Raw genomic sequence first — 15,168 nt, 5'->3', positions numbered from 1 at the left:
AGCGTACTAATTATGAGGATCGCCATGTCCGTTCGCGAAAATCGACAGGTCCGGCTGACCGCCCGGCCTCGCGGCATCCCGCAGCCGGAACATTTCTCGCTTCTGACGGAGCCGGTGGCTATTCCCGGAGATGGCGAGATTCTGATCCAGAACCGCTTTCTCTCCGTTGATCCGGCGCAGCGAGGATGGGCGAACGATGAGGGGAACTACAGCGCACCGGTGCCGCTCGACACGCCGATGCGCGCGCTCGCCGTCGGCGAGATCCTGGAAAGCAATGCTTCTGATTATCGTGCCGGCGAGCACGTCTACGGATGGTTCGGCTGGCAACGCTATTGCGTGACGACGCCGGAGGCAATCCTGCGCCGCGTCGCCCCATCCAGCCTGCCGCTCAGTGCCAATCTCAGCGTGCTCGGCATGAACGGCATCACCGCCTACCTCGCCTTCCACGGCCTCGGCGACCCCAAGCCCGGCGAGCATGTGCTGGTGTCGACGGCAGCGGGCAGCGTCGGGAGCTTTGTCGGCCAGCTTGCACGGATCGCAGGGTGCCGCGCGGTCGGATTGACCAGTTCAGCTGACAAGGCCGCGCACGCGAAGGCGCGCTATGGCTACGCAGACATGATCAACTATCGCGAGACGCCAGACCTCGGCGCAGCGATCCGCGCGGCCTGCCCTGACGGCAACGACATCTTCTTCGACAACACCGGCGGCCCCATTGCCGATGCCGCCATCCGCACCATGCGGCTGCGCGGACGGGTGATCCAGTGCGGTACGGCCGCGAATGCGTCCTGGACCCCCGTGCCCAGCGGCCCGCGCCCGGAGCGCGAAATTCTCACGCGTCGCCTGCGATGGTCCGGCTTCATCATCTTCGATCATCTCGCCGAGTTCGAAACGGCGGCGACGCGCCTCGCCGAACTCGCACTGGCCGGCAAGGTAGTTCATGACGAGGAGGTGCTGCCCGGACTGGAGCAGGCGCCGGGCGCGATCGCAAAGCTTTACCGCGGCGAGAATCACGGCAAGCTGATCATCGCAGTCGACTAGCCAGCTACGCGCTGGCATTGCGCTTCATCACTTCGGGCAGCTTCACGCGGTGGAACCCCTCGAATGGCACGCTGCGGCTGTGCGGCTCGAGCTTCCAGGTGGTACGCGCGTTGGGCGTGCCGCCGTCGACGCGGAGGCAGGAGCCTGTGACATAAGCCGCCGCTGGTGACAGCAGGTAGGCGATGGCAGCCGATATCTCCGCTTCCGTTCCGAAGCGTTGCAGCGGTACGCGTTCGGTGAAATCGTGGAGCTTCTTCTGCATCTCCGGCGTATAGCTATCGAAGCCGCTCGACACGATCCCGCCGGGCGCCACCGCATTCACCCGCACGCCGGAGGCCGACCATTCGCAGGCCGCCGTCTCGGTCAGCGTCAGCATGCCGCCGCGAGCCGCAGCGGAATGGCCGAATTCCGGCCAGCCGTGCCAGATATCCGCAATGATGTTGACGATCGCGCCGCCATTGGCCTCCATCCAGCGGTTATAGACCTCACGCATGAAGATGAAGCCGCCGGTCAGATTGTTGCGTACGACGGCCTCGAACCCCTTGGTCGAGATCGACTTCAGCGGTGCGCGAAACTGGCCGCCAGCATTGTTGACCAGCCCGTCGATCCGGCCATAGCGCGCGAGCACCGCATCGACCGCGCCGACCACCATGGTCTCGTCGCGGATGTCGCAAGCATGGCTCATCGCCTGCCCGCCGTCCTCCTCGATCTCGCGCTGCACGTCGACGAGCTTCTCCATCGTCCGTCCAAGGATCGCCACATTGGCCCCCAGCGCTGCAAGCTCGTGGGCGGTGCAGCGCCCGATTCCGCTGCCACCGCCGGTGACGATGATGGTTTGGCCCTTGAACAGGTCCGGCCTGAACACGGATTGATATGGCATGCTTCGGCTCCCTGAAGGTCTTGGCGCAAGCCGCGGCGGCCTCCTCCCGAAGGCCGCACCGAGCATTGCGCGCCATGATCGTACACTATATTACTATATGCCATCAAGGACGTTAAGAGATGGAGCGACAGACGTGACGCAGCCGACCACCATCACGATCGACACCAATGGCGCGATCGATATCCTGACCTTGAACCGCCCGGCCGAGCTGAACGCAGTCTCGCCCGACATGATCGCCGACCTGACCGCCTACTTTTCCGGGCTGCACAATCGGCCGGCAACGCGCGTCGTGATCCTGCGCGGCAGCGGACCGCAGTTCTCCGCCGGCGCCGAGCTCGGATCGGACGCATTCGCCGCACCCGGCAAGGGCCGGCCGCAGCGCCAGCTCAAGATGCAGCAGAACTATTCCGGCGTGATCCGCCTGATGCGGTCCTGCCCGCAGCCGATCATCGGGCTCGCGCACGGTGCGGCCTGTGGCGCCGGCTTTTCGTTCCTGCTCGCCTGCGACGTCCGTTTTGCCGCGCCGGATGCACGAATGAACGCCGCCTATATCAAGATCGGCGTCGGCGGTTGCGACATGGGCTCCGGCTATCTGCTGCCGCGCCTGGTCGGCCTGTCGGTTGCCTCGGAGTTCCTGCTCACCGGGCGGTTCATCAAGGCCGAGCGCGCGAAGTCGATCGGGCTGGTCAGCGACATCGTGCCGGTTGATCAATTGCTCGCCAGGGGGCTCGCATTCGCCGAGGACATGCTGCGGGTCTCTCCCATGGGACTTCGCATGACCAAGCAGGCGCTCAACGCGTTGATCGATGCACCGAGCCTCGATGCAGCTCTGATGATGGAGGACCGTCAGCAGGTCATCCTGCTGGAAACCCACGACCACGCGGAAGCCGTCGCCGCGTTTCGCGAGCGACGGGATCCGACCTACGGCGATCAGTGAGCTATTTCGCGTCGGCAAACGCGGCGGCGATCTCGCGCAGCTTGAATTTCTGGATCTTGCCGCTTGCCGTGCGCGGCAGCTCGGCAACGAGCTCGACGCGTTCCGGCCAGAACTGCTTCGCCATCTTCGCCTCGCCCAGATAAGCCTGCACCGCTGCCAGGTCGATCGTGCTGTCGCCGCGCGGCACGATGAATGCGCAGCCTCGTTCGCCAAGCCGCGCATCCGGAAACCCGACCACTGCGACGCCGGAGATGGCCGGGTGCTTGTAGAGCAGGTTCTCAATCTCGACGACCGGCACATTCTCGCCGCCCCGGATCAGGATGTCCTTCACCCGACCGGAGATGCGGATGTAACCGTCCACATCCATATAAGCGAGATCGCCGGAATCGAACCAGCCTTCGCCATCGAAGGTCTGTAGCTCCGGCCGCTTGTAGTAGCCCTTGAACATCTGCGCGCCGCGTACCAACAGCCGGCCCGACTCTCCCGCCGGCATCGCCCTGCCTTCGGCATCGACGACCCTAACCTCCATTCCCTCCTGCGCGCGGCCATCCGTGCTTGCTGACTTCTCGGCTGCACGTGATGGCTCGGTCAGCGTGCCCGAGAGTACCTCGGTCATGCCCCAGAGCGAGCAGACGGTCAGATCGAGTTCCTCGGCCGCACGCTCGATCAGGATCGACGGGATCGGAGCGCCGCCGCACAGGAAGGAGCGGAGGCTTCTGGGATGCGGCGCACCGTCCTTCACGGTATCGCAGATGTCGCTGAGGAACGGTGTCGAGGCCGCAGTGTACGTTACGCCTTCGCGTGCCATCAGGTTGACGCCACGCTTGGGTTCCCAAACATCCTGAAGAATCATCGTGCCGCCGAGATAGACCGACAGCAGGACGACCGCGGCATAGCCCGTCATGTGACCGACTGGAGAAGCGACCAGCAACACGTCGCTGGAGTCCAATCCGAACCGGCTCGAAAGCGCCTTGCAGCAGGCGATCAACGAGTTCGAGGTGTGCATGACGCCCTTCGGTTCGCCGGTCGTGCCCGACGTGAACATCAACACGGCCATGTCATCCGGATGTAGGCCGCGAGGGAGCTTACCGGCGTCCGTCGACAACAACATTTCTTTGAAGCCGCTCTCGCCGTCGTCGTCGGCGACGATCACGTGCTTGAGATGCGGCAGCTCAGCACGCATGCTCTGCGCCATCGCGGCGTAGTCGAACCCGCGATAGCTCTTCGGCACGATGAAGACCTTCGCCTCGCAGAAATTCAGGATGTACAAGAGCTCGCGCTCGCGCAGGATCGGCATCACCGGATTCATCACCGCGCCGATCTTGCTGCAAGCAAAGGCCGTGACCACGAACTCCCACCAATTCGGCAATTGCACCGTGACGACGTCGCCTCGCCCGACGCCAAGCCGCAGCAGCGAGCTCGCGGCGCGATCGGCAAGATCTTTCAATTCCCCGTAGGTGAAACGCGGCGCATGGTCGCGATCCGCGCGGTCGGCGATGACGGCAACCTTGTCAGGGGTGCCTGCGACTGCCTCCGTCAGCAGCTGGTCGACGGTCTTGTCGAGCCAGTAGCCGGCTTCGCGAAAATTCGCGTGGGACATCTCTCGTACAGCGGCAGCCACGGTCATTATTCCCTCCTGCGGTGTCGTGTGTCGTCCCGGCTTCGACGGCCGGATTATTTGGTTTATAGGTGTACTTTATTATAAAGTACGATCTATCGCCAATGGGCAAGATTGTCGCCTCAAGGGCGGGCTTATTTTCCCGAGAACACCGGCTTCCGCTTCTCGACAAAAGCCCTGACGCCTTCCTGCGCATCTGCCGTTCGCGAAATCGCGGCAAGCGTCTGCGCCTCCTCCTCGAGCTGACTCTCGAACGATCGGTCATTGGTTTGGGAAAACAGCCGCTTGATCGCGCCGAACGCCTCGGTCGGACCGGCCGCGAGTTGCGTCGCGATCCGGACGGCCTCGGACTGCACCGCACCATCGGGAACGACGAAGTCAACCAGACCGAGCGACAGCGCGGTTGCGGCGTCAAGCGTCTCACCGAGCAGGAAGAAGCGCCTCGCGCGCGCAACACCGATGCGTCGGGTGACCGTGGTCGTCGACCCGCTGTCCGGACTGAAGCCGATCTTGGAGAATGCCGCCGAGATCTTCGCCGATTCCGCCATCACGATGATGTCCGCGGCCGCCATGAGCGACACGCTGCCACCGGCGACATTGCCGTGAACCGCGGCAATGACCGGCGCGCGCATCCGGACCATCCGCGCGATCGCGATATGAATATCGGCGGTCCAGGCCTTGATCGTCCCCGGTAACGCGTCGCCCTGCTTGACCAGCGACATCAGGTCGCCGCCGACGCTGAACAGCCGCCCGCGCGCCGAGAGCAGCACCGCGCGGACGTCCGCGCGCTCGCTCAGCTCGGCGATGGCGAGAGCGAACTCGCGACAAAAATCACCGTCGATCGGATTACCGCGGGCGGGCTGATCCAGGACGATGTGTGCGAGACCGTCATTGACGGAGCATTCGAAACTTTTTGTCGATACCGCCAGTCCCATCCTCATCTCCCTCTCACGACGAGCCTCCCGTGGCGCTTTCGCTTGCCAAGGCTCAGATCGACCGCGCCTGCTTCTCTTTCTGCACCGACGCCTGAATCGCCTCGCGCGCACGCTTCCAGTCGGCCGGCGACAATTTTGAGAGCCCGGCAAACGTGCTCGGCGCCGCCAGATGATGGCCACCATCGATGCTGATCGTGTCGCCGGTGATGTAGCTGCAGCCGTCCGACATCAGAAAGATCAGGAGATTGCGCAGCTCATCCATCTTGCCGAAGCGCCGCAACGGCACCTCGTTGGCCTGCGTCGCGCCGACGCCGGTCTCCGCCAGCGGATTGAGCTTGTCCCAGGCGCCTTCGGTCGGGAACGGCCCGGGCGCGATGGCATTGACGCGGATGTTCTTCGGCCCCCACTCCACCGCGAGCGACATGGTCATGGCGTGCACGGCCGCCTTCGCCATCGCTGCCGGCACCACATAGGCCGATCCGGTCCATACCCAGGTCACGAGATTGCTGATGATGACCCCCGGCAGGTTGGCTGCGATCCATCGCTTGCCGCACGCGAGCGAGGCATAGAACGAGCCATCCATCACCGTGGAACGGACGGCCTCATACCCGCGCGGCGACAGGGTTTCGGTCGGGGCCAGGAAGTTCGCGCCGGCATTGTTGACGAGACCGGTGAGCGGTCCGTCGGCCCAGATGGTCTCCATCATCGCTTCGATGCTGTCGGCGTCACGCACATTGGCGAGCAATGCGGATGCTTGCCCGCCGGATCGCGCGCGGATGTCCTGCGCAGCCTGCTCGAGCACCTCCTTGCGCCGTCCGCAGACATAGACATGAGCGCCATGGGCGGCGAAACCGACCGCCATCTCCTTGCCGAGCCCGGTCCCTCCGCCGGTAATCAGGATACGCTTTCCCTTGAGTACCGCAGCATCGAACATGAGCGGCTCCTCCCCTGTGGCTGACGTCTTGCTGCACGGGCCAAGCAGAGCCGGCCGCGCTCGACATATTGATACACTAGCGTACTTATTTTGTAAATCGGTTCGGTGAAGCGGATTTCGGCCAATTTTCAGCCATCCCGCGCCTTCCCTTTAAAATACGCTGGTGTATGGTATTAATGAACCGGGGGCCCGATTCAGGGCCTCGAAGGGAAGCATCAATGGTTGAACAGCCCGATTGGGATCTCCGGCTCGGATATCTCATCCACGACGTGTCGCGGCTCAGGAGGATGATGTTCGATCGGGCGCTGGCGCCGCTCGGGATAACGCGCTCGCAATGGTGGGTGCTGGCGTTCATCTCGCGCAAGGACGGCCTGCCGCAGACGCAGCTCGCCAACGAGCTCGACGTCGGCAAGGTCGCGGTCGGCGCCCTGATCGACCGGCTCGAGACATCCGGTTTCGTGCTGCGTCAGGCCGATCCGGTCGATCGGCGGGTCAAGCGCGTCTTTGTCACCAAACAGGCGCGTGGCTTCCTGGAGAAACTGCGCAAGGAAACCGACAAGTTCAACGCCAGAATCGTCAACGGCATCGACCGCAAGCAGCTCGAGGCAGCATCCGAAGCGCTGCTCGCCATGAAGCACAATCTCCTCGCCATGTCCGACGGCGCGGTCCCCAGCGGCGCCGAGGACGAGGAGGACGAGGCCCAACCAGCCAAGACCCGGAAAAAGAAGCGGGCGGCGGCTTGACGCCAAACCGCTCGCCCCGATTGGCACTCCGCGAGAAGTTTCGCGGATAGTCACGAGACGATGTCGCGTCCCCAGATGTCGGCGTTGGGCCGCGCGTTGCGCACCATCTCGAGGACCTGAGGACCTAATTCGTTCGGATCCTCGATGGGATCGATGCCGGGACCGGCATGCCAGCCCTCGGCCACCTTCAAAATTCCATCACCCGCTTCGAACACGCGGCCCGTCACGTCGGCGGACTCTTCGCTCGCGAGCCAGACCACGATCGGGGCGACCCAGCGCGGATTTCTCCGTTTGATCTCGTCTTCGGTGCGCTCACGCAAGCCCTCGGTCATCCGGGTTTGCGCACGCGGCGCGATTGCGTTCACCGTGATCCCGTACTGCCGAAGCTCCTTGGCGCTGATGATCGTGAACGCGGCGATGCCCGCCTTGGCGGCTCCGTAGTTGCTCTGGCCGACATTGCCGAAGATTCCGGAGGCTGACGACGTGTTGATCAGGCGGGCACTCACGGGCTTGCCGCGCGTCTTGGATTCCTGGCGCCAATACTGCGCAGCGTGATGCGACGGCGCAAAGGTACCCTTGAGATGCACCTTGATCACGGCGTCCCACTCCGCCTCGGTCATGTTGACCATCATGCGGTCGCGCAGGATGCCGGCATTCTTGATGAGGACATCGAGACGACCGAAGCTGTTGATGGCGTCGTCGATCAGCGCCTTGGCGCCGGCCCAGTCGCTGACGTCGTTGCCGTTCACGATGGCCTCGCCCCCGGCGCGCCTGATGTCATCGACGACCCGCTGGGCGGGCGACAGATCGGCGCCCTCGCCTGCCGCCGTGCTGCCGAGATCGTTGACGACGACCTTGGCGCCCTGCTCTGCGAGCATCAGCGCGTATTCGCGCCCGAGCCCGCGGCCGCCTCCCGTCACGATAGCAACCCGTCCGGCACATAGTTGTCCCATTGTCGTCTCCCTCTCTAATTCTTCGCCTCACCGCTCATGAGATCGCCGAACAGGTGCCAGGTCGTGCCCTCGAAGCGCATCAACTGCCACTGCTTGACGGGTGCAAAGTCGCGCGGCGACGTATTCAATCGAATGCCGGGAAGCAGCATGTCGAGTTCGACGTCCTTCAGATGGGATGCCTGCCGCATCACGTTCTCACGCGTGAGATCATCGCCGCATTGCTTCAAGAGGTAGACCAGGGCCTGCGCCGTGTTGTAGCCGTTCACGATCAACGTATCGCCGCGATCGACACCAGGGAAATGGCCGTCAAGGAAGCCGTTGAGCGCCTTGAGGCCGGCATCGTCCTTCCAGGCCGGATCGTTCGGATCCTTGAAATAGGCCGCCGAGATCAGTCCTTGCGCGTTCTCGAACCCCACAGGCTTGATCACACTGCCAATCGAGGCCGAGACATAGCTGAGAAGATGCAACGGCTTCCAGCCGAGTTCCGAGACCTTCTTGATCGCCTGCGCCGCAAACTTCGGCGTCGCGATGTCGAACAGCACATCGGCGCCGGTCGCTTTCAGCTTGACGAGGTGGGAGTCGATCGTCGGCTCCGACACGTCAAAGCCTTCCTCAGCGACGATCATCGCCGCCTTGTCCCCGAGGCCGCGCCTGATCCCCTTGAGATAATCCTTACCGAAATCATCATTCTGGAACAGGATCGCGATCCTCGCCGCAGGCCGTTCCCGAAGCACGTATCGTGCGTAGATGAATCCCTCGGTCTCGTAGCTCGGGGTGAATCCCATCGTCCACGGAAAGTTCTGCGGGTCGTTCCACTTGCCGGCGCCGCTTGACACGAAGAGTTGCGGCACCTTCCTCGCGTTCAGATATTTTTGCACGGCCGAGTTGGCGGCGGTGCCGAGCGCGTTGAAGACCATCAGCACCTCGTCGCTCTCGACCAGACGCCGCGTCTGCTCGACCGTCTTCGGCGGTGAATAGGCGTCGTCATAGGAGAGGAAGACGATCCGCCGCCCGTTGATACCGCCTTCCGCATTGATCTTGCGGAAGTACGCCTCCTCGGTCCTGGCGACCATGCTGAAGGCCGACGCCGGGCCGCTATAGGGCGACGTGTTGCCGATCCTGATTTCGGTGTCGCTGACGCCGGGACCATATTTCTTCTCGGCGGCCATGGCCTGCGCAGCGAGGACAGCAAACAGGCAAAGCCACACGGCCTCCATACGCGATCGCCCGGCATCCCACCTCACGACGTCACTCCGTGTCCGCCGATTTTCGCCGGCGTGATAATTAGTACACCGATGTACTAATTATCCAGACTGATTGCAACCGTCGACGTTACGCGTCACTTCTTATCGATCTTCGCGATCGCGACAATTTCCGCCCAGCGTCGTGTGTCGGCCTCCTCAAAAGCCTTCAGAGCATCGGGACCGGCTGGAAACGGTTTTGCGCCCACGGATTCGAGATAGCTCGCAGTCTCCGGGCTGTTGACGAAAGCCAGCACGGTCCGGCTGAGCTTGGCGACGATGTCGGACGACGTTCCGGTTCGCACGAACACGCCAACCCAGGCCGCGAGCTCCGCGCCGGACAGCCCGGCCTGCGCGAGCGTCGGAATCTCGGGCAAGCCCGTCAGCCGGTCACTGCTCGTCACCGCGAGGACGCGCAGTTTTCCGTCCTGGATGAGCCCCTGGGCACTGGCTGGATCGGCGAATACACAATCGATCTCACCAGCCAACACGTCAGTGAGCGCCTGTGGCATGCCGCGATATGGCACATGCTGCATCTCGATCCCGGCCCTCGAGCGAAACAACTCGGCAGCGCCCCGGCTCGACGTGTTGCCGCTTCCGAACGACAGCGGCTTTTGCCGTGACTTTGCCAAAGCGATGAATTCAGCGACGGTCGCCGCCGGAAACTCCGGCTTGACGGTCAGCATCATCGGAATGGTCATGATCCCTGCCACAGGCGCGAAGTCCGCGGCAGGGTCGTAGGGCATCGTGTTGAACAGATTGATGTTAGCCGACTGCGTCGAGTTCGTGGTCACGAACACCGTATAGCCGTCGGCGTCCGCCTTCAGAACGGCAAGCGCCGCCAGATTACCGTCAGCGCCAGGCTTGTTCTCGACCAGCACCGCCGCTCCGGTCTCGACGCGGATGCTCTCCGCAAGACGCCGCGTCACGGCATCGGTCGCGCTGCCCGCCGGGAACGGCACGATGAGATTGATGCGTCGCGATGGATAGGATTCCGCTGCGGCGGATGTTCCGATCAATACGGAGACCAACCACACGACGGCCGCAGCCCGAAGCATCATGATTTCTCCTTGGTGCAGAAGCGCTTGATGTTTCCCCGTGCGGTCCGGTCCCGAACCGCAATCCCGATTTGTTCCAGTCGTACCCTGCTTTACGATCTGCGAGAACATTCGCTTGCAGGCCGATCATCCGGTTCCTTGCGGGACCGTCTCCGGCCGATCCTTCCGGACTTAGCCACACGCCTCCGATTCACCGCCTGTCCGGCCCAACTCGACACGATCAACCTTCGGAAAAAGACCATCGTCGAGTCGAATATCCGTCGCAAAGTGCATGGGATCGGCGTGGCCGCAGATCACGTCCGGAAAATGCCAGTTCGCATTCCCCAGGACGGTTTCCCCGGCCAACACCGCGATCTTCAACGGATGCATCGCTCCAACACCGCGCGCACTCTGAAAGCCGTCGGCAATGCAATAGAGTTCGAGCCGTATCGTATTCTCGGCCACGCGTTGGATCGAGAGTTCGATCTCGCAGAAGCCGAAGGCGGGATCGTCTTGCGAGCCCTCGGCGTAGAAATAGAACGCGCCGATCTTGCCGTGCGCGCACGGACCAAGCTTGACGTCCTTCGGAACCTGCGGGTCGGGTCGCGCCGGCGTGCGTGGCGGCAACCGACCGAGCGAGCAGAACTGGCGATAGGAATAGCAGCGCGCCAACGTCTCCTCCCTAACCGAGCCCGAGCAATCGCCTGGTATTGGCTGTCAGTGCTGCACGTCCGATCGACAGGGCCCGCTCGGCGAATTGCGCGGGCTTGTCCTGCTTGATCGTGAACGGATAATCAGATCCGACGACGAGGCGATCCGTCCCGACCTTGTCGGCCAGGTGTTGCAGCGCCGGTCCGTCATAGAGGATCGTATCGTAGTAGAAAGATTGCGCGATCTCCCCCGGGTCTTTCGCAAAAAGGCTCTGCAGCGGCTGCCCCAAGCCATAGGCGTGGCACAGCCGCGGCAGCAGCCAGATCAGCGCTCCGCCGCCATGGCTGAGCAGGAACTGCAATGCCGGAAAGCGCTCGCGCACACCGTGGGTCATCAACGACACGGCAGCAAAGGCCGTCTCAAGCGGGAACGCCGCAACGGCAGCGAGTTCGGGACGGCCGCCCATCCGGTCAAGTCCGAGCGGATGCAGCGGATGGACCATCACTAACAAGCCCGCCTGCTCCGCCGCGGCATAGACCTCGTCAAGGCGTGCATCGCCGAGCGGAATGCTGTTGATATACGTGCCGATCTCGATACCGCGCAGCCCGAGCGACTTGATCTCCTCCATGCGCCGCGCCGCCAGCGCGGCATCCTGCATCGGAACCATGCCGATCCCGATGAAATGCCGCGGATGGCCTGCGCAGAGCGCAGCAATGCCCTCGTTGACATGGCGACAGAGCAGGTCCGCATCGGCAGACGGAAACCAATGCGAGAGCAACTCCGGCATCGGCGAGACCACCTGCACGTCGATATCATCTTCCGCCATGTCGTGGATTCGACGGCGCGCATCCCAACTTCGGGAATCGATCATCCGAAACATCTTGCCGCCAACCATGACGGCAGCGGACGCATCGCGGAGCTCGATGGAGGGCCAGAGCGGATTGCGCCCTGGTTCCACCGGGATCTGCTCCGGAACGAAATGGGTATGAGTGTCGATCGCTTCGACCACGACGCTTCCTCGACGCATTTTTTGCGGTGCAACCGATGCCGCGAGGCCCGGAATGCATGACCTTTCACTTACAAGCAGGTTGGACTGTTTTTATTTTCTATGCAATCCATAATTCGTATGCTAGTGCACCATCTAATCAATATGCTTGGCAATGGCACCAGGGAGCGAGGCGCGCGTGACGCGGACGATCAACGACATCGTGATCGCAGGAGCCGGCCAGGCCGGTGCGCGCGCCGCGGAGGCGTTGCGGGCGCGCGGCTTCAAAGGCTCGATCACCATGATCGGCGACGAGCCTCACCCGCCCTACGAACGGCCGCAACTGTCCAAGGCCATGCTGCAGTCCGCCGGCACATCCGTCGCCTACATCAAGCGCGCTCAGGACTGGAATGAGACGCTGGATATCCGCATCGAGACCGGCGCCGCGGCGATCGATGGCGATGCCGATCGTCGTGTCGTGGCGACCGCGGACGGCCGCAGCTTTGCGTTCGACGCCCTGCTGCTCGCGACCGGCACGCGGCCGCGGCGGCTCCCTGCACTTGAAGATGCGCAGATCGAGGTGCAGTACCTCCGCAACATCGAGGATGCACTCCGCTTTCGTCGTCATATCCATTCGCGATCACGCATCGTAATCGTCGGCGGCGGCGTCATCGGCTTGGAGGCGGCTTGCGCTGCCGCCAAAGGCGGCTGCGACGTCACGGTGATCGAGACTGAAGCGCGCCTGCTGCCGCGCGCGTTTCCGATCGCGATCAGCGACCTCGTCGCCAAGAGACATCGCAGTCACGGCGTCGCGTTTGTCTTTGGCGCGACCGTGACAGGAAGTTCGTCGCGCGCGGTCACCCTGAGCAACGGCACCGAAATTGCGGCCGATCTGGTGCTGGTCGGCATCGGGGTCACCCCGTCGGCCGACCTCGCTGTCCGACTGGGCCTGCCCGTCGCCGATGGCATCGCGGTAGACGCCTGCGGCCGCACTGCGGCTCCCGGCATCTTCTGCGCCGGCGATGTCGCGCTGCAACGGAGCCGCTGCCACGGACGCGCCATCCGCGTCGAGACCTGGGCGAACGCCCAGAACCAGGCGATCTCGGTCGCCGGCAACATGATCGGCGAGTCCCGCGAATACGGCGACCCGCCGTGGTTCTGGACCGACCAATACGACCTGAACATCCAGGTCGTCGGCGACATGCGCGACGCCGATCGTATCACGCGGGGAGATCCCGACAGTGGACGGTTTTCGACCATCGCCATGCGCGGCACTGAGCTCGTCGGCGCGCTCTCGGTGAACTCAGCCAAGGACATGGCCATGCTGCGGCGGATCGTTGCCGCCGACGCAAGGCCACAGCGCGCCGATCTGGAGTCACCTGGTTACGACTTGCGGGCTGCGTTGAAAACATAAAGACCAATTCGAGGGAGGGACTGCAATGAATGCGTTCCAGCGAATGAGCACCGCGCTGATGGTCGACGAGAGCAAGCAGATTTTCAAGGTCTCGCGCCAGGCCTTTGTCGATCCCGATATTCTCGAGGCGGAGCGCGCCCGCATCTTCGACAAATGTTGGCTTTATCTCGGTCATGCTTCGGAGCTTGCCAAACCAGGCGACTTCGTCACCCGTCAGGTCGGTGGCCGCAGTATCCTGTTCGCCCGCGACGGCAAGGGGACGCTCCGCGCGATGTTCAACACTTGCCCACATCGCGGCGCCCAGGTTTGCCGCGAGAAGCACGGCAACGCAAAGTCTTTCCAGTGCTTCTATCACGGCTGGGTGTTCGGGCTCGACGGCGCGCTGCGCAGCCAGCCTGGCGAAACCTCCTACGCGCCCGACTTCAAGGAGCGCACCACCTCCAACATGCAACAGGTGTCCCGGTTCGAAACCTATCGTGATTTTGGCTTCGTCTGCTTCGACAGGAATGCCGATTCGCTCGACAGTTACCTCGGCCCGGTGAAGGAATATCTCGACGTCATCGCCGACCAGGCCGAGGCGGGCATGACCATCGTCGGCGGCACGCAGGAATATTCGATGCGTGCCAACTGGAAGCTGCTCACCGAGAACTCGATCGACGGCTATCACGCGCTCACCACGCACGCGACCTATTTCGATTATCTCAAGGCCACCAATGGTGGCCTCGCGCCAGTGCCGCTGGAGGGCGCCGCACGCGATCTAGGTAACGGACACGCGGTGCTGGAGTACAAGGCGCCATGGGGGCGGCCGGTCGCGCAGTGGGTTCCGATGTGGGGCGATGAAGGCAAGCGCGAGATCGACCGGCTCTATCAGGGCCTCGTCAATCGTTACGGCGAGGAGCGCGCCGAACGGATCGCGCTCTACAACCGCAACTTGTTCGTCTTCCCCAATCTGGTCGTCAACGACATCATGGCGGTCACCATCCGCACCTATTATCCGCAGGCGCCGGACTTCATGACGGTGAGCGCCTGGGCGCTCGCCCCAAGGGAAGAAACCGACTGGGCTCGCAAATATCGGCTGTTCAACTTCCTTGAATTTCTTGGCCCCGGCGGTTTCGCGACACCGGACGATGTCGAGGCGCTTGAGCAGTGCCAGCGCGGCTTCCGCAACGCGACGGAAGCGCAGTGGAACGACATCTCCAAGGGCATGGGCAAGGCAACGCCTGGCTATGATGACGAGTTGCAGATGCGCGCGTTCTGGTCGAACTGGAACAAGCACGTCTTCGCGGCAACGGTGTGAGAGGAGACGCCAAGATGCAGAATATCTCCCGCGCCGACGTCGAGGATTTCCTGTTCGCCGAGGCCGAGTTGCTCGACGACTGGCGACTGCCGGAATGGCTCGAACTGTTCACCGACGACGCGATCTACTACGTGCCGTCGACCGACATTCCCGCGGACTCGTCTCCCGACAAGAACCTGTTCTATGTCGCCGACGACCGATTCCGCCTTAGCGAGCGCGTCAAGCGTTTGATGAAGCGTACTGCGCATGCCGAGTTCCCGCATTCGCGCACCCGCCATCTCGTGAGCAATGTGCGGATCCGCGGCCGCAGCGACAGCGAAATGGAGGTCGCCACGGCCTTCATCACCTACCGTACCAAGGACGGTGTCACCGACACCTATTTCGGCAGCAACCGCTACCGGCTGGTGGCGGAAAACGGTCGATTGCGGATCAAGGAAAAGCGCTGCCTGCTGGACAGCGAAGGCCTGCGCACGCAAGGGCGCGTCAGCATCATCCTGTAAAGGCA

15 protein-coding genes are annotated in these 15,168 nt (G+C 63.2%); 6 read left to right on the top strand and 9 right to left on the bottom strand.

Going from position 1 to position 15,168, the window contains the following annotated elements; translation table 11 throughout:
* The first annotated feature begins 24 nt into the window (after positions 1 to 24).
* Entirely contained in the window at positions 25 to 1,038 is a 1,014-nt protein-coding gene (locus tag Q0030_RS10455; protein ID WP_298366205.1) for an NADP-dependent oxidoreductase, read from the top strand.
* Positions 1,039 to 1,042: 4 nt separating this feature from the next.
* Here Q0030_RS10455 and Q0030_RS10450 read toward each other — a convergent pair whose 3' ends face one another.
* Positions 1,043 to 1,918, bottom strand: coding sequence for an SDR family oxidoreductase (locus tag Q0030_RS10450; RefSeq protein WP_298366203.1), 876 nt, complete (start codon positions 1,916 to 1,918; stop codon positions 1,043 to 1,045).
* Positions 1,919 to 2,051: 133 nt separating this feature from the next.
* On the opposite strand from Q0030_RS10450, the gene Q0030_RS10445 reads away from it, so the two are divergent.
* Entirely contained in the window at positions 2,052 to 2,855 is an 804-nt protein-coding gene (locus Q0030_RS10445) for an enoyl-CoA hydratase/isomerase family protein (RefSeq protein ID WP_298366201.1), read from the top strand.
* A 1-nt stretch (position 2,856) separates the two neighbouring features.
* On the opposite strand, the gene Q0030_RS10440 is transcribed toward Q0030_RS10445, so the two are convergent.
* The 3 genes from Q0030_RS10440 to Q0030_RS10430 all read right to left on the bottom strand — a co-directional run bounded on the left by Q0030_RS10440 (position 2,857) and on the right by Q0030_RS10430 (position 6,342).
* Positions 2,857 to 4,482 (bottom strand): AMP-binding protein, encoded by a 1,626-nt coding sequence (locus tag Q0030_RS10440; RefSeq protein WP_298366198.1) that lies wholly within the window; start codon positions 4,480 to 4,482, stop codon positions 2,857 to 2,859.
* Positions 4,483 to 4,607: 125 nt separating this feature from the next.
* On the bottom strand, positions 4,608 to 5,408 hold the full coding sequence (locus Q0030_RS10435; RefSeq protein WP_298366196.1) for an enoyl-CoA hydratase-related protein: 801 nt from the start codon (positions 5,406 to 5,408) through the stop codon (positions 4,608 to 4,610).
* A 52-nt stretch (positions 5,409 to 5,460) separates the two neighbouring features.
* Positions 5,461 to 6,342 (bottom strand): SDR family oxidoreductase, encoded by an 882-nt coding sequence (locus Q0030_RS10430; RefSeq protein ID WP_298366194.1) that lies wholly within the window; start codon positions 6,340 to 6,342, stop codon positions 5,461 to 5,463.
* A gap of 218 nt (positions 6,343 to 6,560) precedes the next feature.
* Between Q0030_RS10430 and Q0030_RS10425 the strand changes: the two genes are divergently transcribed.
* Positions 6,561 to 7,085 carry a MarR family transcriptional regulator gene (locus Q0030_RS10425; protein WP_298366192.1) on the top strand — a complete coding sequence of 175 codons (525 nt, stop codon included), beginning with the start codon at positions 6,561 to 6,563 and terminating at the stop codon, positions 7,083 to 7,085.
* 50 nt (positions 7,086 to 7,135) lie between these two features.
* On the opposite strand, the gene Q0030_RS10420 is transcribed toward Q0030_RS10425, so the two are convergent.
* The 5 genes from Q0030_RS10420 to Q0030_RS10400 form a co-directional block, all read right to left on the bottom strand.
* Positions 7,136 to 8,038 (bottom strand): SDR family oxidoreductase, encoded by a 903-nt coding sequence (locus Q0030_RS10420; protein ID WP_298366190.1) that lies wholly within the window; start codon positions 8,036 to 8,038, stop codon positions 7,136 to 7,138.
* 14 nt (positions 8,039 to 8,052) lie between these two features.
* A complete protein-coding gene (locus tag Q0030_RS10415; protein WP_298366188.1) occupies positions 8,053 to 9,255 on the bottom strand; it encodes an ABC transporter substrate-binding protein in 1,203 nt (400 codons plus the stop codon).
* A 122-nt stretch (positions 9,256 to 9,377) separates the two neighbouring features.
* Positions 9,378 to 10,340, bottom strand: a complete 963-nt coding sequence (locus tag Q0030_RS10410; RefSeq protein ID WP_298366186.1) for a tripartite tricarboxylate transporter substrate binding protein — start codon at positions 10,338 to 10,340, stop codon at positions 9,378 to 9,380.
* Between the two features lie 168 nt (positions 10,341 to 10,508).
* Positions 10,509 to 10,988 carry a hypothetical protein gene (locus Q0030_RS10405; RefSeq protein WP_298366184.1) on the bottom strand — a complete coding sequence of 160 codons (480 nt, stop codon included), beginning with the start codon at positions 10,986 to 10,988 and terminating at the stop codon, positions 10,509 to 10,511.
* 10 nt (positions 10,989 to 10,998) lie between these two features.
* The gene (locus Q0030_RS10400) at positions 10,999 to 11,976 is read right to left on the bottom strand and encodes an amidohydrolase family protein (protein ID WP_298366182.1); all 978 of its coding nucleotides are present in this window, start codon (positions 11,974 to 11,976) and stop codon (positions 10,999 to 11,001) included.
* A gap of 175 nt (positions 11,977 to 12,151) precedes the next feature.
* Here Q0030_RS10400 and Q0030_RS10395 point away from each other — a divergent pair, with 175 nt between their 5' ends.
* The 3 genes from Q0030_RS10395 to Q0030_RS10385 are packed head-to-tail and all read left to right on the top strand — an operon-like array spanning position 12,152 to position 15,163.
* Positions 12,152 to 13,366: an FAD-dependent oxidoreductase gene (locus Q0030_RS10395; RefSeq protein WP_298366181.1), complete on the top strand. Its 1,215-nt coding sequence runs from the start codon at positions 12,152 to 12,154 to the stop codon at positions 13,364 to 13,366.
* A 25-nt stretch (positions 13,367 to 13,391) separates the two neighbouring features.
* Complete coding sequence (locus tag Q0030_RS10390) at positions 13,392 to 14,663, top strand: aromatic ring-hydroxylating dioxygenase subunit alpha (RefSeq protein ID WP_298366179.1); 1,272 nt, start codon at positions 13,392 to 13,394, stop codon at positions 14,661 to 14,663.
* A 14-nt stretch (positions 14,664 to 14,677) separates the two neighbouring features.
* Positions 14,678 to 15,163 (top strand): aromatic-ring-hydroxylating dioxygenase subunit beta, encoded by a 486-nt coding sequence (locus tag Q0030_RS10385; RefSeq protein ID WP_298366177.1) that lies wholly within the window; start codon positions 14,678 to 14,680, stop codon positions 15,161 to 15,163.
* The last annotated feature ends 5 nt before the right edge of the window (positions 15,164 to 15,168 follow it).

The organism is uncultured Bradyrhizobium sp., assembly GCF_947648125.1.
Taxonomy (GTDB): Bacteria; Pseudomonadota; Alphaproteobacteria; order Rhizobiales; family Xanthobacteraceae; genus Bradyrhizobium.
The sequence above is the reverse complement of the archived record's forward strand: the minus strand, read 5'-3'. Positions and strand labels throughout refer to the sequence as shown.

What these genes read in the sequence shown, in the direction of transcription:
- Q0030_RS10410 (WP_298366186.1), bottom strand. Translation starts at nt 10,340, where the DNA reads ATGATGCTTCGGGCTGCGGCCGTCGTGTGGTTGGTCTCCGTATTGATC.
- Q0030_RS10385 (WP_298366177.1), top strand. Translation starts at nt 14,678, where the DNA reads ATGCAGAATATCTCCCGCGCCGACGTCGAGGATTTCCTGTTCGCCGAG.
- Q0030_RS10450 (WP_298366203.1), bottom strand. Translation starts at nt 1,918, where the DNA reads ATGCCATATCAATCCGTGTTCAGGCCGGACCTGTTCAAGGGCCAAACC.
- Q0030_RS10430 (WP_298366194.1), bottom strand. Translation starts at nt 6,342, where the DNA reads ATGTTCGATGCTGCGGTACTCAAGGGAAAGCGTATCCTGATTACCGGC.
- Q0030_RS10420 (WP_298366190.1), bottom strand. Translation starts at nt 8,038, where the DNA reads ATGGGACAACTATGTGCCGGACGGGTTGCTATCGTGACGGGAGGCGGC.
- Q0030_RS10455 (WP_298366205.1), top strand. Translation starts at nt 25, where the DNA reads ATGTCCGTTCGCGAAAATCGACAGGTCCGGCTGACCGCCCGGCCTCGC.
- Q0030_RS10435 (WP_298366196.1), bottom strand. Translation starts at nt 5,408, where the DNA reads ATGGGACTGGCGGTATCGACAAAAAGTTTCGAATGCTCCGTCAATGAC.
- Q0030_RS10440 (WP_298366198.1), bottom strand. Translation starts at nt 4,482, where the DNA reads ATGACCGTGGCTGCCGCTGTACGAGAGATGTCCCACGCGAATTTTCGC.
- Q0030_RS10415 (WP_298366188.1), bottom strand. Translation starts at nt 9,255, where the DNA reads ATGGAGGCCGTGTGGCTTTGCCTGTTTGCTGTCCTCGCTGCGCAGGCC.
- Q0030_RS10390 (WP_298366179.1), top strand. Translation starts at nt 13,392, where the DNA reads ATGAATGCGTTCCAGCGAATGAGCACCGCGCTGATGGTCGACGAGAGC.
- Q0030_RS10425 (WP_298366192.1), top strand. Translation starts at nt 6,561, where the DNA reads ATGGTTGAACAGCCCGATTGGGATCTCCGGCTCGGATATCTCATCCAC.